This window comes from Bacillus cereus (assembly GCF_025917685.1).
Lineage (GTDB): Bacteria > Bacillota > Bacilli > Bacillales > Bacillaceae_G > Bacillus_A > Bacillus_A cereus_AT.
This window is the reverse complement of the sequence record NZ_CP089518.1, coordinates 2,708,986-2,730,964: the sequence shown is the minus strand read 5'-3', so window position 1 is coordinate 2,730,964 and position 21,979 is coordinate 2,708,986. Positions and strand designations below refer to the sequence as shown.

The window sequence follows — 21,979 nt, the reverse complement described above, 5'->3', positions numbered from 1 at the left end:
GACTACATACATGAACAGAATCGGTATTATCGGAGCAATGCAAATTGAAATAGACTTACTTTTAGAAAAACTACATATAAAAGAGGAACATACAATTGCGGGAATGCCTTTTTATAAAGGAAACTACATGGATACAGAAATTATTATTACGCGATGTGGTGTAGGAAAAGTAAATGCTGCCGCATGTACACAAATATTAATTAATAATTTTGATGTAGACACTATCATTAATACAGGAGTTGCGGGTGGATTGCATCCTGATGTGAAAGTTGGCGATTTAGTTATTTCTACAAATGTTACTCATCATGATGTTAGTAAAAATCAAATGAAGAATTTATTTCCGTTTCAAGAATCTTTTATTGCAAGTAAAGAGTTAAGAGAGTTAGCGCGAGAAGCTTGTAATAGTAGTAGTTTAAATGTTCCTGTACATGAAGGAAGAATCGTTAGCGGAGAATGCTTCGTCGAGGATTCAAAATTAAAGGAGCAATTAGTCACTGAATATGCACCACATTGTACTGAAATGGAAGGCGCGGCAATTGGGCATGTCGCTCATATAAATGACATACCATTTCTCGTTATAAGAAGTATTTCTGATAGTGCAGATGATGAGGCGCAAGTTTCATATGATGATTTCGCGAAAACTGCGGCGAATTATTGTTCAGAAATTATTGTTGAGATGCTTAAACATATTTCGAGTAAAACTGTATTGTAGTTAATACGTAAAGAATGGGAGAGTATAAAATGTTGCAAGCACTAATCTTTGATATGGATGGAACTTTATTTCAAACAGATAAAATCTTAGAATTATCACTAGATGATACATTTGATCATTTACGCTCACTACAATTATGGGATGCGGAAACACCTATTGATAAATACCGTGAAATTATGGGTGTTCCTTTACCTAAAGTTTGGGAAGCGCTATTACCTGATCATTCAAATGAAGTAAGAAAACAAACAGATGCTTATTTTTTAGAGCGATTAATTGAAAACATAAAGAGTGGGAAAGGTGCTTTATATCCGAATGTAAAAGAAGTTTTTAATTATTTAAAAGAAATTGGTTGCTCAATTTACATAGCTAGTAATGGTTTAACGGATTATTTAAAAGCAATCGTATCTCATTATGATTTAGAGCAATGGGTTACTGAAACTTTTAGTATCGAACAAATTTCATCGCTTAATAAAGGTGACTTAGTAAAAAATATTTTGAAAAAATATGATTTAAAAGAGGCAGCGGTAGTTGGCGATCGTTTATCTGATATAAATGCAGCTAAAGATAATGGCTTGATTGCGATTGGATGTAATTTTGATTTTGCACAAGAAGATGAACTTGCTCATGCTGATTTAGTAATTGATGATTTAATGGAACTGAAGGGCATATTACCAGAATTGAAGAATACTTACATAACAAATTAAATAAGTTTACATTCAAATGAATGCTCGAGATGATATATTCTTGGGCATTCTTATTTTTCAAAAAGATACATTTGGATAGAGAAAGTGAGGGATTAAACTGGAAAATATACAAATTAAGCAGATTAAAGATTTGTTTAAATATGAGATCAATCATCTTGTTATGGAAAGTAAAGAAGAAAGATTTAACTTCTTAATAAAACTAATAAATGAATATGAAAGTAGAAGAAATACATTTAGTAAAACGGGAGAATGTTTATATGGCATTTTTCGAGGTGATACGTTAATTGGAATTGGGGGGATAAATCAAGATCCGTATACGAAAGATAAAAAAATTGGTCGATTAAGGAGATTTTATATTGCAAAAGATTACCGGCGGAAAGGATTAGGGAGGTTACTATTAGGGAGAATCTTAAGCGATGCAAAAACCTATTTTACTATTGTTGTCTTACATACAGATACTAAACAGGGGGATTACTTTTATACTTCGAGTGGATTTGTGAAAGGGACAATGTATGTAGGAACGAGCCATTATCTAAACTTAGATAAAAGGATGTAGTGAATTATTATTGACCTTTCAACAAGAACGTTTGTTCCTGTTCGTATGGATTAATGATATAATTTATCTGGATCTATTATTAGAATGGGGATTAGATGATGGGAGACAATAAAATTATTAATGATTTTAAAGAGTATTCAATTTGGATAACCACATTGAAAGATATGAAAGAAGAAATGTGGACAGCGCCAATATCAGAGGGGAAATGGACTGTTGGTGAAATCATATCTCATATTATGAACTGGGATGACTATCTTTTACGTGAGACATTGTCATCAGTGAGAGATGGACAGGGAATGGAGTTCCCTGACTTTGATACATATAATAAACTAGCCTCTAATTATGCAAAATCAGGTGTATCTAAGATGAAACTTCTTGAAGAAGCACAAGCTAAAAGAGATTTACTTGTTCAAGAGCTTAACCGACTGTCTATTGGAAAGCTAAAGGAACATTTAACTGCCAATGGAGTATCGTATTGTCCTCATACTGGAACGCCGTATTCTCTTATATATATTATTAAGGAATTCGTAGATCACGATAATCATCACAAAAGGCAGATTATTAATTTTTTAAATGAAAATCATATTAATAATTCAACTTGTTAACTGATAAAGAAAGATCCCACGAATGATACTTGTGGGATCTTTCTTTAATTTATTATAATTTAACATTCATTTGTTTCAATAAAGTTTTCGGATCACCTTTTACATAATAAAAATGTGGATTATTCTCATCATCGTAAAGCATAATGTAAGGTTTTTCATTAAGTGGGAGAAGAATGAGTACTTCATCGATTGTTGTATGTAACCATTGATTTGTAATAGGAACAGGTTTTGATAACGGGATTTTTATCATATGACCATCTTTCGGAACGACATTTAAGTTTTTAAATGGACCAGTAATTGATTTTGCGTATTGAACTGCTTCTTTTTGAATGGCTGAATCTAAAGATTGTTTTTGGACTACCATTTCTTTTTTGCAATCAAATACTTCAATTTGTTGATTTGTATTTGCGAACGCATTTGTTGATAATAAAAAGAAGAGAAGAGTAATGACTCCTATTTTTTTGAACATGAAACAACACCTCACACTTACTATACCCTCAAACGTTGTAAATATTTTTACGTCACATTGATGTAACAAAGAAGTTGTATGATAAAATTGATATTTGTTTATAAGTAATGGAGGAAATGTAATGAAAGTATTAATCGCGGATGATGAACAAGATATGCTGAAAATTTTAAAAGCATATTTTGAAAAAGAAGGCTTCGAAGTTTTATTAGCAAAAGATGGAGAGGAAGCACTTCAAATATTTTATGATGAGAAAATTGACTTAGCTATTTTAGACTGGATGATGCCGAAAAGTAGTGGTATTACTGTCTGTCAGAAAATAAAAAAGAATTCGAGTGTAAAAGTATTAATGCTTACTGCGAAAAGTGAAAGTGAAGATGAATTAGCAGCTCTTCAAAGCGGGGCGGATGAGTATGTGAAAAAACCATTTCACCCGGGAGTGCTAATTACGCGAGCGAAAAAGCTTGTACAGCATGAAGATGTTATTCAAGTTCAAGATTTGAAAATAGATTTCACCAAAAATAAAGTATATAAAAATGAGAAAGAACTAGACATTACAAAGACAGAATTACAATTAATAAAATGTTTTTTAAATCATAAAGGAACGATTTTAACGAGGAAAAAGTTGTTAGATATCGTCTGGGGATTTGATTATTTTGGGGAAGAGCGAACGGTTGATACGCATGTAAGAAGATTACGTAAAAAAATAGGAGGAAATATTATAAAGACACATCGCGGTTTAGGATACAGTTTGGAGGAAGAGTGTGAATAAACTCGGCAAAAAGTTATTTTTCAGCATCTCTTTAACAGTCATCCTTATTTATACGGTCTCTTTATTATTAATTAACTATTTTTTACCAAAATATAATGTGCACAAAACACGCGAAAGCTTAGAAGGCATTACAGCGCAAATACAGTCAATACCGCGTAAAGAACTGGATGATGCTATAAATCGTATTGAAAATGAAGGTAATGTTACGATTGCTTCTACATCAATAAATAGTTCAGAAGATGCTATTAATGAAGAATTACGTATGCAACTTACAAAAAAGAGAGTTGCATTGAATAAACTTTGGATTACAAAAGAAGAAATTACGAAAGTGAAGAACCTCGGACAATCGAATAAAATATATGATCAAGAAAAGATAAAATCTAGTTTTTTTGTGAAATACATTGCGAAAGATGATATGTTGATTTTAGTAGGAGTTTCTATCGCGCATTCCAATGAAGTAATTAAAACGCTTAACTCATTTTATTTATACATTTTGGGATTCTCACTATTTCTTATTATCGTGCTCGTCTGGATTTTTTCAAAAACAATCACTACACCACTGAATGAATTGAGTGATGTCGCAGAAGATATTTCACGTCTGAAATTTAAACGGACGAAAGTTAAAACGAATGATGAAATAGGTGATTTAGCAAATAGTATAAACATTATGAGTGATAAATTACATGAAGCACATCAAGATCTAACAAATCGAAATGAACATTTAAAACGATTTATGGGCGATGTAACTCATGAATTAAAAACACCAATCGCATTAGTAAAAGCATATTCTATGGGAATAAAAGACGGTTTAGATGATGGCACATATGTTGATACAATCATTAAACAAACAGATCAAATTTCAAATTTAATTGAAGAGTTATTGCGATTTTCTAAACTAGAAAGAGATATTTTACAAAAAGAAGAATTCTCTATTGAATCACTAGTCCAAAGTATAATAGATAAGCATAAGATTGAACTGGAGTCGAAAGAAATCAAGTTGCAAGTAAACTATAATGTTGGTGATACAATTGTTTATGCTGATTTAAATAAAATGAGAATGGTCTTTCAAAATTTAATTTCTAATGCGATAAAATATACAACAAATCAAAATATAAAAATCACATTAGAACAGAAAAATGGCGTTGTGTATTTTCAAATTCAAAATGGTATTGCCGCTGAGGGCAGTAAAGAGATAGATAAAATTTGGGAACCTTTTTACGTATTAGAATCTTCTCGTAGTAAAGAAAAATCAGGTACAGGATTAGGACTAGCGATAGTAAAAAGTATTTTAGAAAGGCATGGATTTGAATACGGGGTTTCGGTAGTAGACGGGGAAATACAATTTTATATGTATATAGAAAGGAACTAATTGTGATTAGTTCCTTTTCTTTTATATGAAAAGATTTGATAGTTAGTTCTACAAATTTCTCAACTGTTTATATAGAATATAAACTGAATTTTCTGTTTTTTTAATGTATAGTAAGAGAAGGAATATATGGGGAGGGAAGGGCATGAAGAAAAAGAAAATAGCAATTACACTATCGACTATATTATCTTTAACAATTACTTCAGGGGTTTCTAGTATGACTGCACATGCAGAAAATAATGAAGGGAGCTCCGTAAAAGACAAAAATGTTATGTTAAATGGTCAAATTTCAGAGGCTTTAATGTCAAACACGAAAATTGAATTAGAAAATGGGATGACGAAGCCAATCTATTCACTTGATGAAGCCATCGTAGAAAATCTATTTGTAGAGACAGAAGTTGATAGTGATCGAGATGGTAAAAAAGATCGTGTATCAGTAAAGGTTATGCGTCCAAAGACGAATCCAGATGTGAAAGTCCCCGTTATTTATGAAATGAGTCCATATCGAGCTGGTTTAAAAGATGTTCCTGTTTATAATGTTGATGAAGAATTGAATGCATATGGAGGAAAACCGTATGGAGCTGTTAATCTTGGTTCATACGGAAATTATTACGTTCCGAGAGGATATGCAGTTATTTTAGGTGAAAGTATCGGAACTGGAAAATCAGATGGATGTCCGACAACCGGAGATGCACAAGAAATATTAGGGACTAAGTCTGTTATTGATTGGGTGAATGGTCGTGCAAAAGCATATACAGAGGATGGTAAGGAAGTAAATGCAAATTGGTCTACAGGAAATGTAGGAATGACAGGAGCTTCTTATAATGGGACATTGCCAAATGCTGTCGCAACGACTGGAGTGGAAGGGTTAAAAACAATTATACCAATTGCAGCAATTAGTAGTTGGTACGATTATTATCGTGCAAATGGAGCAGTTATTGCGCCAGGAGGTTATCAAGGAGAAGATACAGATAATATGGCTGAAGCAGTACTGACAAGAAAGAACCCTGAAGTTTGTGGTCCGATCATTAAAGAACTTACTGCTGGGCAAGATCGTAAAACAGGCGATTATAACGAATTTTGGGATAAGCGTAACTATGTAAAAGATGCTAAAAATGTGAAGGCTAGTGTGTTTGTTGTTCATGGACTAAATGATTGGAATGTAAAAACGAAGCAGTTCGCACAGTGGTGGGAAGCTCTTGGTGAAAATAATGTTCCTCGTAAAATGTGGTTACACCAAGGAGGACATGGCGGGACAACAAGTAATAACTGGCAGCAAACGCAAAATAAATGGTTCGATTATTGGTTATATGGAATTGAAAATGGAATTATGGATGAACCGATGGTTGATGTGCAACGTGAAAATAAAACGTGGCAAAAAATAAAAAATTGGCCAGATCCAGCGGCTGTACCATCAAAAATTCGTATGTATTTAAGTAATAAAGCAGTCAATCTACCATTAAGTATGGGATCAGTAAACAACGTTTTCTCATTAGTAGATGATGCAAAAATAAAATCGAATCAATTAGTAGAAAACCCAGAGCTAGAAGTAGCAAATCGATTAGTATATACAATGCCTGTACTGCAAAATGAAATGCGAATAAGCGGTACGCCGAAAATTTCAATAACAGGTAATATTGATCGGTCTGTTTCAAATTTAACCGCTTTACTCGTTGATTACGGCGGAGCGAAGCCTGAAATTGTAACGAGAGGTTGGATGGATCCACAAAACTTAAATAGTATAGAAAATTCAACGGCACTTCAACCCGGTAAGAATTATACATTTACATGGGACATGCAGCCAGATGATTACGTATTTAAAGCAGGGCATCAAATAGGAGTCGTCTTAATCGCAAGTGACTACGATTATACAATTAGACCGAAAGCAGGAACAAAACTAGCGGTAAAATTGAGTGAAGTAACATTGCCGATTGTGAAGTAAAGGTATATGAGAGGGATGATATAAAAGAGCTTACTAAGGTAAGCTCTTTTATATTGGTTGTATTTGTTTGCTAGAGTTTTATTAAAAATGTTTCTGTTAGTTTTCATTATTTTGAATCAAAAGGTGCAGCAGTATATTTTGTAGAACTTGAAGCAGAAATAGTTGAAGGATTAGAGCGTAATTAAAAAACCACATAGATTAAACTCTCTTCATGGTGAAATTGAAAAAGAAGAGTATATAAAAATTAATAATTCTCATTTGAGTGCTAATGAAGTAGCGGAAATCATTAAGGAGAAGTTTCGATTGTAAAATTTAAAATGTTGTTACGTTTTCATTGTCCAAGCATTCTCCTAATAACCACATATACTATTTATATTAAAGCCAGTCACTATTATAAAGAGGACTGTTATTTTAATATAAATGACACTTTAGGGAAGTGGGGGAATAAATTTGGAAAACGAAGAACAAGGAAGAATTGAAAATCAAGTGTATTCAAATCGGGTAGTAAGATCAGAATTTGATAAGCATTGGGAAACTTGTATTTCCAAAAGTGGTTATGTAATCTATGTAGCGACAAGTGACCATGCTGAAGTAATAGTGCTACTTTCAGATGGTTCAAGTAAATTATTAATCTTCGAAAAAGGCGGTAAAGTAGTAGTAGGTGGCGGTGGAACGAGTCATTACAGCAAACCGCATATTGCAAGAAACATTTAATGTAATAAATGTTAATTGAAAAGATGCTGGTAGCCTTATAACTTTTAATGTATATATGGAAATGAACATCCTAAAGTAAGTTTTTGTTTTAGATTCTGGCGTTTTTTGTAACAAAAATAAGATGAAAAAGATCTTTAACGTATAAAGGTCTTTTTTGTTTTATTCACAAATAAAATTAATGGAGGTGAGCTAATAATGAAAAATATTGGAGTAACTTATGTTCTTTCGGGTGTTCTCCTATTCAGTCTTACATATATTACGCGGGTACATTAGAAAGTTGGGATAGATCAAACGGGAAATTCTTTACTGCATTTTATGAAATTCATGGTACAGCTTTATCGATAATTTCAATTTGTTTTATTATAGTGGGGATATACTGTATACATAAAAAAGTGTAGTGGAAAACAGTCAGCCTTTCATGTACTATACATGAAAGGCTGACTGTTTTTATGTATTGAAGGAGTCTTTTAGAAGAATTGCAGTTTTCAGATTGATAGTTAAAAATGTAACGACTTAGTATAATTAAAATCATTTCGTCAAATGAATGTCACATAAAAGTTTTATAGTAGATGTAGAAAATGAAACATATACAAAGCAGGAGATGAAATGATGAAAAAGGCGCTACAATATATATTCATATTACTTACGTTAGTTACTTTAAGTTATGTAATTTATATTAACTATGAAAAGCAGAAAGAGATTAAAAATAATAAACAAGTAATTAGTGAAGTTGCAAAGAGGTATGGTATTCCAGAGTGGATACCATTATCTATTGCTGATCATGAAACAAAATTTAATCGAAAAGCGATAGGGGATAAAGGCACATCTTTCGGTCTGTTTCAATTACATCGTGATGGTTTAGCGCCAGCGCAATTATCGGAAGAGAGCTTAATGGATTCACAAATAAATGCAACAATAGCGATTTCTAATATGGTTAAATCGTATGAACGCGGTGTGAAAAAAGGATTGGTTGATTGGGAGTTACTAAAATATGTTGCCAATACATCAGGATGGCCAGGAAACTTAGGGGGAGAATGGACGGACAATAATACGAAATATAATATAGGACTAGAACAATCATACCAATTATATAAGTAAGAGGGAGAAATATAAAAGGCATTTCCAATTTGGGGAAATGCCTTTTATATGTTATAGTATAATAGTGTTTGAATGCTATATTATTTCGATATATCTTCAAATTTGTTATGTAGTATTTTTATATTAAATAACTACTAATATCATTTTTTTATATAAGGAGTAAGTAGTAGAAATATGAAAAATATAGATTTTATACTAGAAAGTGATGAAACATTAAAACCGTCAGAAAGATTAGTACTATTATTATTAGAGAAACATAGAATGTTATATACGAACGATCTATTAGCTCTTTCAAATTTATCATATAAAACATTAACAGATTCACTAACAGCACTCGTTTTAAAGTCTTATGTTTTAAAGGATACAGGTAAGGGAAGAAGGCAGAATTGTTATAGATTAGTATGATAAGAGTACCGTTATAGACGCTTACTACATATAAATTTTTCGAATGTAAGGATAAAATTCATTTTGGCTTTCGAATGATAAAAAACTATTAATTTTAAGTAAATAGCGGTTTCGATATGTAAAGAGCTCATGGCTACTAAATATATAATTTCATTTCATTTTTATTAATGTTAATTAGTCGCAAGTGAAAATGATATTTTTTAAAAACAATTATAAAAATGAAATCCAAAAACAATCTACTCAAGAGTGGGTTGTTTTTTTATTAGGATAACGAATTATAAAAATAATATTATTATGTAAACTTAATTATTTAGAAAGGAACATGTGATTATTAATGGAATTTATTAAGGGGGACTTAATATTTGTATACATGGAGGTTCATTATGGAACAAATCATATCAATATCACAAGCAGTCATAAGTGGGGAAAAAGAAAAGGTAGTAGAAATCATTAATACGGATCCAAGTGCTGTTAACTCATTTAGTGAAGATGGATGGACACCGCTTCACTTAGCTGCTTATTTTGGACAGAAAGAAATAGCAAGTTTCCTTTTAGAGCAGGGAGCAGAAATACATATTAGAGCGAAAAACGAAAATGAAAATACGCCACTTCAAGCGGCAATTGCAAACAAACAAATCGAACTTGTATCTTTCTTAATTGAAAAGGGATCAGATGTGAATGCAGTGCAAAGTGGTGGCTGGACAGGACTTCATGAAGCTGCATTATTAGGAGATGAAGATATAATTACATTGCTTCTTGAACATGGGGCCAATAAAACGACTAAGAAAAATGATGGGAAAACTGCATTTGATATCGCTGTAGAGAAAGGGCATGAGCATCTTTTACATCATTTGCAAGAGGAAGTGAGCTTATGATTAGCCACTGGAATGTAGGGATTTTTCTTTTTAATGAAGTGGAAGTGTTAGATTTTGCCGGCCCATTTGAAGTTTTTTCCGTTACAGCAACAAGTGAAGGTCAACCATTTACAGTTCATACTGTTAGTCAAGATGGAGAAATGATTACAGCAAGAAATGGAATAAAGGTACAACCGGACTATAGTATCGAAAACTTGCCTCCAGTCGATATTTTAATTATTCCTGGTGGGTTAGGTGTTAGAGAAAATGAAGTGGAAAATGAAATTGTAATAAATTGGATTCGTAAGCAGATGAAAGAAGTGAAGCTAATGGCCTCTGTTTGTACTGGAGCGCTTTTGTTAGCGAAAGCAGGTTTACTTGAAGAAAAACAAGCGACAACACATTGGGCAAGTATTGAAAGTTTTAGAAATGATTTTCCGAATATTGAAGTATTAGAAAATGTAAAGTTTGTAGATGAGGGGCATATTATTACGTCGGGTGGAATTTCAGCCGGAATTAACATGTCATTTCATATTGTGAAAAACTTGTTAGGTGCTCGGATTGCTGAAGAAACAGCGAAGAGAATGGAATATGATATAGATTTACAATATTAAAAGTAAAACAAGACCAGCAGTTGAAAAATCCAGCTGCTGGTCTTGTTTTATATTGACTGAATATACGCTAATTCCTCATCTGTAAGGATCGGACGGGTAGTTGCATCTGCATTTTCTTTCGCTTGTGTTTCTGTTTTTGCGCCAGGAATTGCGACCGATACTGCTGGATGGGAGAGGACGTAGCGAAGTGCAAGTTGCCCTAGTGTCTGATTTTTATTTGAGAGTAACTTTAATTTTTCTACTTTTTGTAAATCTTCTTGAAACCACTTTTCTTTTGGCCATTCTTTGCGTAAATCTCCGTCAGGAAAAGTTGTTTTATTTGTAAATTTCCCAGTTAATATCCCCATTTTTAAAGGCCCGCGTATAACAGCTCCTAAATTGTTCTCTTGTAGGTAGGGCAGTATGTCGTTTTCTGGTTTTCGGTTTAATATGTTGTAATCAAGTTGCACAACATCAATTTCATTGTTTTTATTGAAATGTTTTATATATTGTAGGTCGTGAGTTGAAACACCAACAGCTCTTACTTTTCCGTCCCGTTTTAATATTTCAAATGCGCGTAAAAATGCTTCTGTTTCTTCTTGTTTATCCCACCAAATGTGACAGAAATAAACATCAATATAATCTGTTTCTAAGCGAAGTAAGCTAGTTTCAAATATTGCGATCACTTTTTCGGCAGTATTATAAACAGGCTCTCCACTTGGATCATAGTGATGCCCAATTAAACCGCCTTTCGTTGATAAAACGATATTATTACGGTGCTCTCTTATTGCTTGAGTTACTAACCTTTCACTATGTCCTAAACCGTATACATCAGCAGTATCAATAAAGTTTACGCCGCATTCAATTGCTTTCTTCATAGCGATTATAGATTGTTTGTCGTTAACAGGTCCCCATTCATCGCCGCCAATTGCCCACGCTCCAAAGCCAATTTCCGAAACGGTAATCCCAGTTTTGCCTAATGTACGGTAGTGCATCGTTTTCCCTCCTTGTAAGCATGTTATAACATCGGTATGCATAGCAGGAGGTAATGTGTGTAAAAATGTTTTCTACAATTGTGGAAAAAGAATAACATAAACTACTATTTTATAGCAGCATAAATAAAAATTTTTATATCAAATACGGAAATGTCGTCGAAAGCTATCTCTAATTGGTTAATTTGTGAGATTTTTTTGTGAAGGAGCTTATTTTATAAGAATAGAATTTAAGTTAGTAAGAGGATCGTGCCGATGGTAGTGAAAAAATATGGGTTAGGGGGATTTGAAAATGAGGAAACTCAAAAGAGTAAATGTTCCCAATATACCAGAGCAACTATCACAGCCTAATGAAAATCGAACAATTAATAAGAAGAAATTAAGGCGATTTATATTCATGTTTATCTTTATTGCTGCGACTACTTTGTACGTTCAATATATATTAACGAAACAACAAGAAATAATTAATGAAAAAAAAGATACAATAACGAATCAAAAGAAACAATTAGTTTCTTTAAAGAAAGATCAAGGTTCTTTAAAGACTAACATCGAGAATTTAACGGATAATGAAGAAGAAATTTTGAAGTTTGCGAGAAAAGAGTATCAATTTTCAAAGTCAAACGAAACGATATTCGTATTGCCGAAGTAAAGTGGTGGAACAGTTAGCGATAGCTAACTGTTTTTTGATGTATGAGAGAAAAGGAGTTTGTAGTGTGAATGTCATGGTACAAGGAGCAATGGCATATTGTAAAAATGAGAAGTTTGAGCCGTTTTTAATTATTTTAAGATGTTTTCATAATTATGGAATATATGCCGAGATAAATATTGTTAAAATTCTGTCAATTGTATATAATACAAGGTAAGCGGATACATTTTTTAATCAACGTTGAGTGAACAGCTCATACGTCTGTTAAGAAAACCGTTATCCTCGTATAAGAAAGGAAGATAGCTGTGTACGCTTCAAATACAATTTATGTCGTAGGGGATGCGAAAGCACCTCAAAATAATCCTATTACCGAAAAGTTTAAAAGCTATTTTGTAGCATTTGTACTTGTGAAGGATACAGGGGAAATTGTAGATGCAGATTGCTCAGCGACAATTGCATTAACATCTCAATTTGTTAAATATTTGTTTCTACATAAAAATATTAATGATCCAGCATTAGTAACAGAAATAAAAAATCGGTATTTCGGTTCGTCTCAAAAGGCGCTACTTGTAGCGCTAAAGGATGCACAGAAAAAATATAATCAGATTGCTGCTTTGTCTACCCATTCATAGACAAAATCCAGCCGTAAGAATTTTCTTATGGCTGGATTTTTTTATTTCGCATTAATAGGCAGAATAAAAACCTCATGTGGATTAAAATTTCGCTCTAAAGATAACGAAAGGATGAACAAAATGAAAATTACTGATGTGAAGGTAAAACGCCGACACGTAAAACTTCATACACCGTTTAAAACAGCACTTCGTACTGTAACGGAAATCGAAAGTATAGATGTGGTTATTCATACAGATGAAGGGATTGTTGGAAAAGGAGCTGCTACAGCAACGCCGGTTATTACAGGTGATTTTGCCAACGGGATTGAGGAAGCAATATTAGGGCCAATTCGCTCTGCATTAGTTGATAAAGATGTACTGCAATTTCAAACGTTATTGTTACACATTCAAATGAGCTGTATAGGAAATACAAGTGCGAAAGCGGCGGTAGATATGGCTTTATACGATGTATATTGTCAATTTCACAACATACCGTTATACGCATTACTAGGTGGAAAGAAAGAGATTTATACTGATATTACTGTAAGTGTGGATGAACCTTTATTAATGGCAAAAGAAGCGAAAAAGCATATCGAAAAGGGATTCCAAACATTAAAAATTAAGGTGGGTAAAGAGGCGCATTTAGATTTGGAACGCATAGAGGCAATTCGAAACGTAGTGTCAAAGAACACGACGTTACGTTTAGATGCAAATCAAGGATGGAATCCGAAAGAAGCGGTTTCTATTATTAGAGAAATGGAGAATAGAAATTTAAATATAGAATTTGTAGAACAACCAGTTCATGCGAAAGATTGGGAAGGATTAAAGTACGTGAAGGACAATGTACAAACGCCTATTATGGCAGATGAAAGTGTGTTTTCGGCAAGCGACGCATTAAAGATTGTCCAAGGAGGGTATGCAGACCTACTTAATATTAAATTAATGAAATGCGGTGGTATTCGAGAAGCCTGGAAAATTGCGGATATTGCAGACGCAGCAGGTGTGAAATGTATGGTTGGAAGTATGATGGAATCTTCACTTTCAGTTAGCGCTGTTGCACATTTAGCTGCGGCTCATCCGAACATTCATTACTTTGATCTTGATGCACCGTTATGGTTAGTAGAAGAGCCAGAAGGGATGACTTACACTGGTCCAAAGGTAAACCTGCATTCTGTAGTGAATATACAATCTTAGAAGTAGTACCTAGTAAACTATCTTTTAAGGGGGATATATATGAAAAAAGTAGGAACTGCATTTTTAACAACTTTATTTATATTTTCATCGTTTACTTCGGCAAATGCTGAAGAGAAGAAAGATAATAAAGCATTTATAGATGTATCTGCTGCAACGCTTTGGACTGCACCTGATTCATTACGACCAATCGATACACCAAGCGCAACAAATCCAGTTGATTTATGGAAATGGACGAAATCAATGACTCTTAATGAGAAGTTATGGTTAACGAGCGCGAATAAATTAGAAACACAAGCGCTGCTAGGTCAAGAAGTAACAGTTATTGATAAGAAAGGTGATTGGGTGAAAGTAGTAGTCCACGGACAACCAACACCACGAAATGAAGAAGGCTACCCGGGATGGATGCCTGAAAAGCAATTAACGTATAATCAAGAATTTGCAGATAAAACAGACCAACCTTTCGTATTAATAACGAAACCGACAGCTATTTTATATATTAATCCTTCTGAAAAATATAAATCCCTTGAAGTCAGCTATAATACGCGTTTACCGCTATTAAGTGAAGATACGATTTCATACCGCGTGTTGTTGCCGAATGGTCAAAAGGCATGGCTACGGAAAAATGATGGAACTGTTCACCGTTCTCAAAATGACATTCCTGCACCAACAGCTGATGATTTAATAAACACGGGTAAAATGTTTTTAGGATTACCATATATATGGGCTGGTACAAGTGGGTTTGGTTTTGATTGCTCTGGATTCACACATACAATTTATAAATCGCACGGTATTACAATACCGCGAGATTCTGGACCGCAATCAAGAGCGGGGGTTGCTGTTGATAAAGAAAACTTACAAAAAGGAGACTTAATCTTCTTTGCACATGATCAAGGGAAAGGTAGTGTCCATCACGTTGCAATGTATATTGGTGATGGTAATATGATTCACTCACCAAGAGCTGAAAGATCAGTTGAAATAATCCCGTTAAATACACCAGGATATATAGAAGAATACGCTGGTGCTCGTCGTTACTTACCGTAAAAAATAGAGGGGGTTTGGAAATGAAAAAGGTAGTTCGCTATTCATTAGTTAGTACTCTATTAGTTTCTTCATTTTTAGTTGGATGTGCAAAAGATAAAACAACTACAAAGCCGAAAGATGAGAAGAAAGTATTGCAGCTACTAGAAACGGGTGAAATTCCATCATTAAATTCAGGGAAAGTAACAGATGCGGTATCATTTAACGTTTTGAATAACGTAATGGAAGGGCTATTCCGATTATCGAAAAATGATGAAGTAATTGAAGCTGGAGCGCAAAAATATGAGGTTAGTAAGGATGGAAAGACTTATACATTCCATTTACGTGATGCGAAATGGTCTAACGGAGATCCAGTAACGGCTCACGATTACGTATATGCTTGGAAGCAGCTTATTAATCCAGATACAGCTTCTCAATATGCATACATTGCGTATGATGTGAAAAATGCGGAGAAAATAAATAAGAAACAATTAGGACTAGATGAATTAGGAGTAAAAGCAAAGGATAATAAAACATTTGTCGTAGAGCTAGAACATCCTGTACCTTACTTTACGAAACTATTAATATTGCCATCCTTCTATCCAATTAATGAAAAATTTGCGAAAGAGCAAGGTGATAAATACGGGTTAGAGGCAAGTAAAGCGATATATAATGGACCGTTTACATTATCGGAGTGGAAGCACGAAGCGAGCTTTACAATGAAGAAAAACGATAAATATTGGGATAAAAAAGAAGTGAAATTAGATGAAGTAAACTACCAAGTTGTTAAAGAAATTTCAACTGCGGTAAATTTATATGAAACAGATAAGGTAGATAGGGCTGTCATTTCTACAGAATTCGTAGATAAATATAAAAATAATAAAGAATTGAAACAATATACAGATCCAGTTATGTATTTCTTCCGTTTCAATGAAAATGTACCGATTCTTAAAAATAAAAACGCACGCCTTGCACTTAGCACAGTTTTTGATAAGAAGGGACTTGCGACTTCATTTTTAAATGATGGTTCGGTAGCTGCCAACTACTACGTCCCGAAAGGATTTTTAAAAGGACCAGATAAGAAAGATTTTAGAAGTGCAGCAGGAGAGTTTAATAAGACGGACGTAAAACAGGCGAAGGAATATTGGGAAAAGGCAAAACAAGAGACCGGTACAAATGAAGTTACGTTAGAACTATTAAATTATGATTTAGAAAACTTTAAAAAAGTAGGAGAGTATATTAAAGAACAGCTTGAGAAAAACTTACCAGGCTTAAAAGTAAATGTGAAACTACAACCACATACTCAAAAACTAGCGTTAGAGAAGAAAAAAGAATATGAAATGTCGTTATCACGTTGGTTACCTGATTATCCAGATCCAATGACATACTTAGAAGTTTTCCTTTCGGGAAGTACCGTTAATAATACAGGGTATGCAAATCCAGAATACGATGCGTTAATTAAGAATATTAAAACAGAATTAGGTAATGATGAAAAAGCTCGTTGGAAAGCAATGCAAGATGCTGAAAAAGTACTTCTTGATGATGCAGTAATTGCACCGGTATTCCAGCGTGGACTATCTTACTTACAAAAACCGTATGTAAAAGATTTATATGTTCACCAATTTGGTCCAGCAACTAGCTTGAAATGGGCGGACATACAAAAGTAAAGAAAGAGAAAAAACAGACTTCACGTATGTGATAGTCTGTTTTTTCTTAGTTAAAGCCGATGATAGTTCGTGGTATAATTTACTAGTCTATAAACAGTATTAGGAGGGGCACTATGTCTGTATTTGTAAAGGGGAAAGTAATACATACGAAAAGATTGGTGATGAGAAAACCGAATATAGAAGATGTTGATCAATTGTATAACATATTGAAAAAAGAAGCTGTTGGTCAATGGCTTGCTAAATCAAGAGGTATGTCGATAGATGAAACTAAAGATTATATTAGTCAACTTATATTGCATTGGGAACAGTATGATTTTGGTGTATGGCTGTTATTCAAAAATGAAACAGACCAGTTATTAGGACATTGTGGTTTAAGAAAGGTAAATGAAACAGGGGAAACAGAAATTATGTATCTCCTTGATCCAGAGTATTGGAGGAATGGATATGCGTCAGAAGCAACAGAGGCTTCCATTCAATATGCAACAGGGACGATGAATTTAAAAAGAATAATTGCTAGGGTTAAAGTAGCTAATGAGAATTCGAAAAAACTTTTACGCAAGCAAGGCTTTACATATACTCAAGATGTTGATCATAGTGGGCGTTTATTATCATATTTTGAACTCAATACATCATCTGATGAATTATAGACATTTTATGTGTTTTTTCACTACTTAAAAATAAAATTATTACTAAAATTCCAGTGTGAAATTTATGTAGAATCTTGTATAATTAACATGTTTCTTTGGAAACACTTTCTTGCTCTATAAGTATTTAACTTAATAGTGCAAAGAAATGGAATACATACATGTAAATAATAGATAAATAGAATGGAGCATGTATAGAGAAAAAGGAGAGAAATGATGACGTGTCAAAAACAAGGGTTACAATTTAATAGTACTAGAAAGAGGAATAGCAGATGAAGATGAAGCATGCTTTCGGACCAATTATTTTAGCCTGCGTACTTTTTTTCATTGTATTGCTTATTCCCTCTAAGAGTTTAGTATCACTAATAAGCGATAAAAAGGTAGAAGATGCAGCAACTTCCTTGCAAAAAGAAAAATTGCAAAGTGTTTTCTTACAGCAAAAAATGTTAGAGAATTCGCAGTATTTACCGATGTATGGTTCATCAGAATTTTTACGAATGGATGCATATCATCCGTCTAATTATTTTAAAGTAAATCCGGCAGGTTTTACGCCATTTTTAATAGGGACTGGTGGTACGCAAAGCTTGGCCCATATTTTAAATATGACGTCTACAATGGATGAATTAGAAGGTAAAAAGGTAGTCTTTGTTCTTTCACCACAATGGTTTACAAAAACCGGTGTATCACAAGGGGATTTTACAAATAATTTCTCCAAACAACAAGCCTATCACTTTATTTTTAATGACGAAATAAATCCTGAAATGAAGAAAAAAATCGCGAAGCGTTTATTAGATTACAAAGTTGTTCGTAAAGATGCGATATTAAGTAGTTCTCTAGAAAGTATTGTATATAACGATACGAAGCATAATATAAAAGCTGGACTAGCTAAACCGCTAGCATATATGTACCGGAATATTTTAGATCATCGAGATTTATTTAATTCTCTATTTAAGATCGAACCGATGAAAGAGAAAACCAATACGGGACTACGTTCAATTTCTTGGGAAGATGCACGTAAACAAGCGGAACAAGAAGGTAAGGCGGAATCCACAACAAATACATTCGGAATTGAAAATCCGTATTATTATAAACATAATTTAAAGAAAAAATTAAAAGGGTTAAAAAACTTTAGAGCAAATGAATCGTATGATGAATCACCAGAATATGATGACTTACAAATTGTTTTAGATCTTTTCAAAGAAAAAAATGTAAAACCACTCTTTATTTCTGTACCTGTAAACGGACCGTGGTATGATTACGCTGGTTTCCCAAAAGAACGCCGTGATGTGTATTATAGTAAGGTTCGCGATCAAGTCGAGAAAGCGGGATACCCAGTAGTCGATTTCTCTAGCCATGAATATGATAAGTATTTCTTAAAAGATACGATTCATTTGGGCTGGAAAGGCTGGATTTATTTCGATGAAGCAGTGCAGAAGTTTTACTCTGAGAAATAACAACTTAGAAACAGGAATGGCAATTAAGCCGTTCCTGTTTTTTAGTATAAAGGATTTTGGTGTGGGCAATTTGGAAAGGCGTGTATATCTTGAATTTGTCTAAAATCATAATGTTTCATTGCAAATTGAGCTTGGTAAAGGTATTCATAAACAAATAATTGGTTATTTTGTACGCCGCATAAAACGCCGGATGTCCCTTGCCCATTAATGAGAGAAACACCAACAGGGCGTCCAATTAAGTATGGTACTTTTTGCTGCCAGTGCATAGGGGAATCACTCCTTTTGAGTTACTATACGAATTATATGACTGAATTGTTGCTTATCCACGTAAATCTTAAACTGGAGGGGTTTTTATGTAATGTCTAGAAGTTATATATGAATCGATTATTAGTGTGAAAGAGGAAGGAATGAATTATGGAGAAAGAAAGTATTCTAGAAGAAAAGTTAAGACTAATAGAATGGTGCCAAACATTGAAGTGTGTAACTAATGATGTATGGTTTGAACCTTTTAGAAAAGGTTCATGGGGAATTGCGGATGTGGTTTCGCATTTTATCGTTTGGGATGGGTTTTTAATGAAATATAGAATTTTGTACTTTATAAGCTCGCAATATGTACCTGATGTTCCAACAGATGTGGAAGAAATGAACAAGAGTGCAATGAGATATGCGAGGTCTGGTATTTCAAAAGAAGAACTAATAGATCAGTTTATATCCACCCGTAAACAATTAGTTGATCAAATTAATCAAATTCCTGCCCAGAATTTTAATGGTGACTACCAATTCGGCACAAAAAGAGTGAGATTAAACGATTATTTTTCATCACTCATTCAACATGATTTAAAACATAAAGAAGAAATTATACAATTCCTAAAACTTAGCGAAGCCAATAATAAAAACCGCTATAATTCTAAATGAATTTATAGCGGTTTGATTAAAAATTTAAGCCAGCTTTTTACGTTTCTTTGCCCATTTTTTTATTGCGAAATACAAAATAATAAGAACAACGCCGCCAATAGCGAAAGATTGCACATATGGTCCGGCAACGTCATTTATATTACCCCAGTTTTCTCCAAGTTTTTCACCTAAATAAATGAAAATGATAGACCAAGGAATAATCGCAAGTCCTGTTAAAGTAATGAAACGTGAAATTGGCATTTTTGTAATCCCGGCAGGAATTGAAATCGCATGACGAACGACTGGAATGAAACGTGCAGTGAAAATTACGCCAGTTCCGTAACGATTAAACCAATCTTCAGCAGCGTCAATTTGTTTTTTATGAATGAAAATATACTTTCCGTAACGTTCTAATACAGGGCGACCACCGTATCGTCCAATCCAATAAATAAAGACTTGGGCAATGACTCCACCAATGGTACCGAATATAACTGCGCCTACAAATGAGATACTTCCATTTGATACTAAGTATCCCGCATAGGCAAGGACAATTTCACTTGGAATAATCTCAATCATAAGTCCGAGCATTATGCCCCAATAACCTAATCCTTCAAAAAATGTTAATACTGAATGAATAAAACTACTTAACATTGTTGCACCTTCTAGTTCATAAGATTTTTCGAGTAAAAGCTCTTTTTATTTAATAACATAAAAAGTTCACTATATGCAAATTATACCTTATTTAATGAATGTATTGCCATTTTAATAGTTTTTATGTTTTGTATTAGTTTTCCTATTTTTTATAGTAAACGATATAAATTGAGTTTTCATGAAGAGAGAATGAAAGGAGTATTAAAAATTTCTCATATTTAAAGAGAATAAAAGGGATAGTAGACTGAAAATTTTGTGTAATGATGTAAGTGTTGAATTTACAAAGGGGGAGAAGTTATGCGTTTTACAGATCCTATTTACGGACCAATTATTATTCACAATAGAGACATCATACGATTGATCGATACTAAAGCGTTTCGAAGATTGGCCTATATAAAACAGCAAGGGCATACATATTTTTTACATAAGAACGCAATACATACAAGGAAAGAACATTCGATAGGTGTATATGTACTGGTAAATAAAGTAATAGAACATCTTATAGAGATTGGTGATATTCATTTATCAAAATATGAACGGAAATTAGTCTCTACTGTAGCACTTCTACACGATATTGGACATGGTCCATATTCGCATTGCTTTCAGAAAATCTCAGGTGAGGATCATGGCGATTTGACCGTTCGAATTATTCAAGAGGATGATGAAATACGTGCGATTTTAAATAAGACTACTGGATTATTAGAAGATGTAACGAAAGGTTTAACAGAAGATGGAGTTTTTCCGATTATAGATGAGCTATTATTTAACTCACTAGGAATGGATCAATTAGATTTTTGGAATAGAGATTTATATTATTCATCGCTTGAGTTAGAAGGTATTGAGATTAAAGCACTAATCTCGACTATGCGTTTTATAGATGGAAAGCTTGTAATTGAAGAGAATGGTATACCTTATATTGAACAATTGATTCAAATGAAAAAAGATCTTTATAATCATGGATTTGGTCATCCATTTGTAGTAGGTAAAGACTTATTATTGCAATTTATTTTCAAAAAGATAGAAGAGAAACACATTTCGTTCCATACTCCGGAGCTGCAAAATTTCTTTCGTAAAGCAAAGAGAATAGAAGTGAAGGACTTTCTTCCGTTGCAGGATGAAATAATTTCTAATGAAATAAAGTGCTTTGCAAAATCAAATCACGTAGAAATAGCATCGTTAATTCAGCTTTATTTTTCAACATCCAAAAGCTTACCATTTGAAAAAGGGCTTGAAGGTGATTTTAACGAGAAAAATAATAAATTAGCGATAATAACTGAGAAAAGGGCTTACAGTTCATATGTAAGTGGTATTTATGTTTATAGGAATGGTCAGTTAGAAGATATTATGGAACGATCATCTTACATTCAAGACATAGTGAATTTGCCGAAAAAAGAATATGCGTATTCAATTTGATTAGCCGAG

General features: G+C 33.3%; 26 protein-coding genes and 2 pseudogenes. 24 read left to right on the top strand and 4 right to left on the bottom strand.

Translation table 11 applies throughout. From position 1 onward, the window contains the following. Positions 1-10: 10 nt before the first annotated feature. From LUS72_RS14180 to LUS72_RS14165, 4 genes are all read left to right on the top strand, one after another. Positions 11-712 carry a 5'-methylthioadenosine/adenosylhomocysteine nucleosidase gene (locus tag LUS72_RS14180; protein ID WP_264446660.1) on the top strand — a complete coding sequence of 234 codons (702 nt, stop codon included), beginning with the start codon at positions 11-13 and terminating at the stop codon, positions 710-712. 29 nt (positions 713-741) lie between these two features. After that, positions 742-1,416: an HAD family hydrolase gene (locus tag LUS72_RS14175; RefSeq protein WP_097829443.1), complete on the top strand. Its 675-nt coding sequence runs from the start codon at positions 742-744 to the stop codon at positions 1,414-1,416. Between the two features lie 160 nt (positions 1,417-1,576). Further along, positions 1,577-1,972: a GNAT family N-acetyltransferase gene (locus tag LUS72_RS14170; RefSeq protein WP_373605117.1), complete on the top strand. Its 396-nt coding sequence runs from the start codon at positions 1,577-1,579 to the stop codon at positions 1,970-1,972. A gap of 98 nt (positions 1,973-2,070) precedes the next feature. Continuing rightward, entirely contained in the window at positions 2,071-2,577 is a 507-nt protein-coding gene (locus tag LUS72_RS14165) for a DinB family protein (RefSeq protein WP_264449064.1), read from the top strand. A gap of 52 nt (positions 2,578-2,629) precedes the next feature. Here the strand turns inward: LUS72_RS14165 and LUS72_RS14160 are convergent, their stop codons facing one another. Continuing rightward, positions 2,630-3,046 (bottom strand): hypothetical protein, encoded by a 417-nt coding sequence (locus tag LUS72_RS14160; RefSeq protein ID WP_097829440.1) that lies wholly within the window; start codon positions 3,044-3,046, stop codon positions 2,630-2,632. A 121-nt stretch (positions 3,047-3,167) separates the two neighbouring features. Here LUS72_RS14160 and LUS72_RS14155 point away from each other — a divergent pair, with 121 nt between their 5' ends. The 10 genes and pseudogenes from LUS72_RS14155 (at position 3,168) to LUS72_RS14115 (ending at position 10,808) form a co-directional block, all read left to right on the top strand. Then, a complete protein-coding gene (locus LUS72_RS14155; protein WP_264446656.1) occupies positions 3,168-3,815 on the top strand; it encodes a response regulator transcription factor in 648 nt (215 codons plus the stop codon). Further along, positions 3,808-5,184, top strand: a complete 1,377-nt coding sequence (locus LUS72_RS14150) for a sensor histidine kinase (protein ID WP_264446654.1) — start codon at positions 3,808-3,810, stop codon at positions 5,182-5,184. Before LUS72_RS14155 ends, LUS72_RS14150 begins: the two co-directional genes overlap by 8 nt. Before the next feature lie 142 nt (positions 5,185-5,326). Then, positions 5,327-7,123 carry a Xaa-Pro dipeptidyl-peptidase gene (locus LUS72_RS14145; RefSeq protein ID WP_264446652.1) on the top strand — a complete coding sequence of 599 codons (1,797 nt, stop codon included), beginning with the start codon at positions 5,327-5,329 and terminating at the stop codon, positions 7,121-7,123. 110 nt (positions 7,124-7,233) lie between these two features. Then, positions 7,234-7,432 (top strand): annotated as a pseudogene (locus LUS72_RS14140) (shikimate kinase); the annotation flags it as partial. 141 nt (positions 7,433-7,573) lie between these two features. Continuing rightward, entirely contained in the window at positions 7,574-7,837 is a 264-nt protein-coding gene (locus LUS72_RS14135; protein WP_002147285.1) for a hypothetical protein, read from the top strand. A gap of 195 nt (positions 7,838-8,032) precedes the next feature. Next, positions 8,033-8,235: pseudogene (locus LUS72_RS27275) on the top strand (hypothetical protein). Between the two features lie 208 nt (positions 8,236-8,443). Beyond that, positions 8,444-8,935: a transglycosylase SLT domain-containing protein gene (locus tag LUS72_RS14130; protein WP_264446649.1), complete on the top strand. Its 492-nt coding sequence runs from the start codon at positions 8,444-8,446 to the stop codon at positions 8,933-8,935. A 174-nt stretch (positions 8,936-9,109) separates the two neighbouring features. Next, on the top strand, positions 9,110-9,340 hold the full coding sequence (locus LUS72_RS14125) for a hypothetical protein (RefSeq protein WP_000789035.1): 231 nt from the start codon (positions 9,110-9,112) through the stop codon (positions 9,338-9,340). Positions 9,341-9,723: 383 nt separating this feature from the next. Next, positions 9,724-10,215, top strand: coding sequence for an ankyrin repeat domain-containing protein (locus LUS72_RS14120; RefSeq protein WP_264446634.1), 492 nt, complete (start codon positions 9,724-9,726; stop codon positions 10,213-10,215). Then, positions 10,212-10,808 (top strand): DJ-1/PfpI family protein, encoded by a 597-nt coding sequence (locus tag LUS72_RS14115; RefSeq protein WP_097829434.1) that lies wholly within the window; start codon positions 10,212-10,214, stop codon positions 10,806-10,808. Before LUS72_RS14120 ends, LUS72_RS14115 begins: the two co-directional genes overlap by 4 nt. Before the next feature lie 47 nt (positions 10,809-10,855). Here the strand turns inward: LUS72_RS14115 and LUS72_RS14110 are convergent, their stop codons facing one another. Next, positions 10,856-11,782, bottom strand: coding sequence for an aldo/keto reductase (locus tag LUS72_RS14110; RefSeq protein ID WP_097829433.1), 927 nt, complete (start codon positions 11,780-11,782; stop codon positions 10,856-10,858). A 289-nt stretch (positions 11,783-12,071) separates the two neighbouring features. Between LUS72_RS14110 and LUS72_RS14105 the strand changes: the two genes are divergently transcribed. The 8 genes from LUS72_RS14105 to dltD all read left to right on the top strand — a co-directional run bounded on the left by LUS72_RS14105 (position 12,072) and on the right by dltD (position 19,012). Next, the gene (locus LUS72_RS14105; protein ID WP_097829432.1) at positions 12,072-12,428 is read left to right on the top strand and encodes an FtsB family cell division protein; all 357 of its coding nucleotides are present in this window, start codon (positions 12,072-12,074) and stop codon (positions 12,426-12,428) included. Next, positions 12,367-12,642, top strand: a complete 276-nt coding sequence (locus LUS72_RS27270) for a hypothetical protein (protein ID WP_097829431.1) — start codon at positions 12,367-12,369, stop codon at positions 12,640-12,642. Before LUS72_RS14105 ends, LUS72_RS27270 begins: the two co-directional genes overlap by 62 nt. A gap of 88 nt (positions 12,643-12,730) precedes the next feature. After that, on the top strand, positions 12,731-13,057 hold the full coding sequence (locus LUS72_RS14100) for a DUF3870 domain-containing protein (protein ID WP_071772783.1): 327 nt from the start codon (positions 12,731-12,733) through the stop codon (positions 13,055-13,057). A 111-nt stretch (positions 13,058-13,168) separates the two neighbouring features. Next, positions 13,169-14,230 (top strand): dipeptide epimerase, encoded by a 1,062-nt coding sequence (locus tag LUS72_RS14095; protein WP_170961013.1) that lies wholly within the window; start codon positions 13,169-13,171, stop codon positions 14,228-14,230. Between the two features lie 39 nt (positions 14,231-14,269). Further along, entirely contained in the window at positions 14,270-15,271 is a 1,002-nt protein-coding gene (locus tag LUS72_RS14090; RefSeq protein WP_264446625.1) for a C40 family peptidase, read from the top strand. Positions 15,272-15,291: 20 nt separating this feature from the next. Beyond that, positions 15,292-16,914: a peptide ABC transporter substrate-binding protein gene (locus LUS72_RS14085; RefSeq protein ID WP_264446623.1), complete on the top strand. Its 1,623-nt coding sequence runs from the start codon at positions 15,292-15,294 to the stop codon at positions 16,912-16,914. A gap of 113 nt (positions 16,915-17,027) precedes the next feature. After that, the gene (locus LUS72_RS14080; RefSeq protein WP_264446621.1) at positions 17,028-17,561 is read left to right on the top strand and encodes a GNAT family N-acetyltransferase; all 534 of its coding nucleotides are present in this window, start codon (positions 17,028-17,030) and stop codon (positions 17,559-17,561) included. A gap of 269 nt (positions 17,562-17,830) precedes the next feature. After that, entirely contained in the window at positions 17,831-19,012 is a 1,182-nt protein-coding gene (gene dltD, locus LUS72_RS14075; RefSeq protein WP_097829426.1) for a D-alanyl-lipoteichoic acid biosynthesis protein DltD, read from the top strand. Positions 19,013-19,053: 41 nt separating this feature from the next. Here dltD and LUS72_RS14070 read toward each other — a convergent pair whose 3' ends face one another. After that, a complete protein-coding gene (locus LUS72_RS14070; protein ID WP_002032598.1) occupies positions 19,054-19,278 on the bottom strand; it encodes a hypothetical protein in 225 nt (74 codons plus the stop codon). A gap of 148 nt (positions 19,279-19,426) precedes the next feature. Between LUS72_RS14070 and LUS72_RS14065 the strand changes: the two genes are divergently transcribed. Further along, positions 19,427-19,927, top strand: coding sequence for a DinB family protein (locus LUS72_RS14065; protein ID WP_097829425.1), 501 nt, complete (start codon positions 19,427-19,429; stop codon positions 19,925-19,927). Positions 19,928-19,951: 24 nt separating this feature from the next. On the opposite strand, the gene LUS72_RS14060 is transcribed toward LUS72_RS14065, so the two are convergent. Next, positions 19,952-20,557 carry an undecaprenyl phosphate transporter UptA gene (locus tag LUS72_RS14060; RefSeq protein ID WP_097829424.1) on the bottom strand — a complete coding sequence of 202 codons (606 nt, stop codon included), beginning with the start codon at positions 20,555-20,557 and terminating at the stop codon, positions 19,952-19,954. A gap of 297 nt (positions 20,558-20,854) precedes the next feature. Here LUS72_RS14060 and LUS72_RS14055 point away from each other — a divergent pair, with 297 nt between their 5' ends. Further along, the gene (locus LUS72_RS14055; RefSeq protein WP_097829423.1) at positions 20,855-21,970 is read left to right on the top strand and encodes an HD domain-containing protein; all 1,116 of its coding nucleotides are present in this window, start codon (positions 20,855-20,857) and stop codon (positions 21,968-21,970) included. The last annotated feature ends 9 nt before the right edge of the window (positions 21,971-21,979 follow it).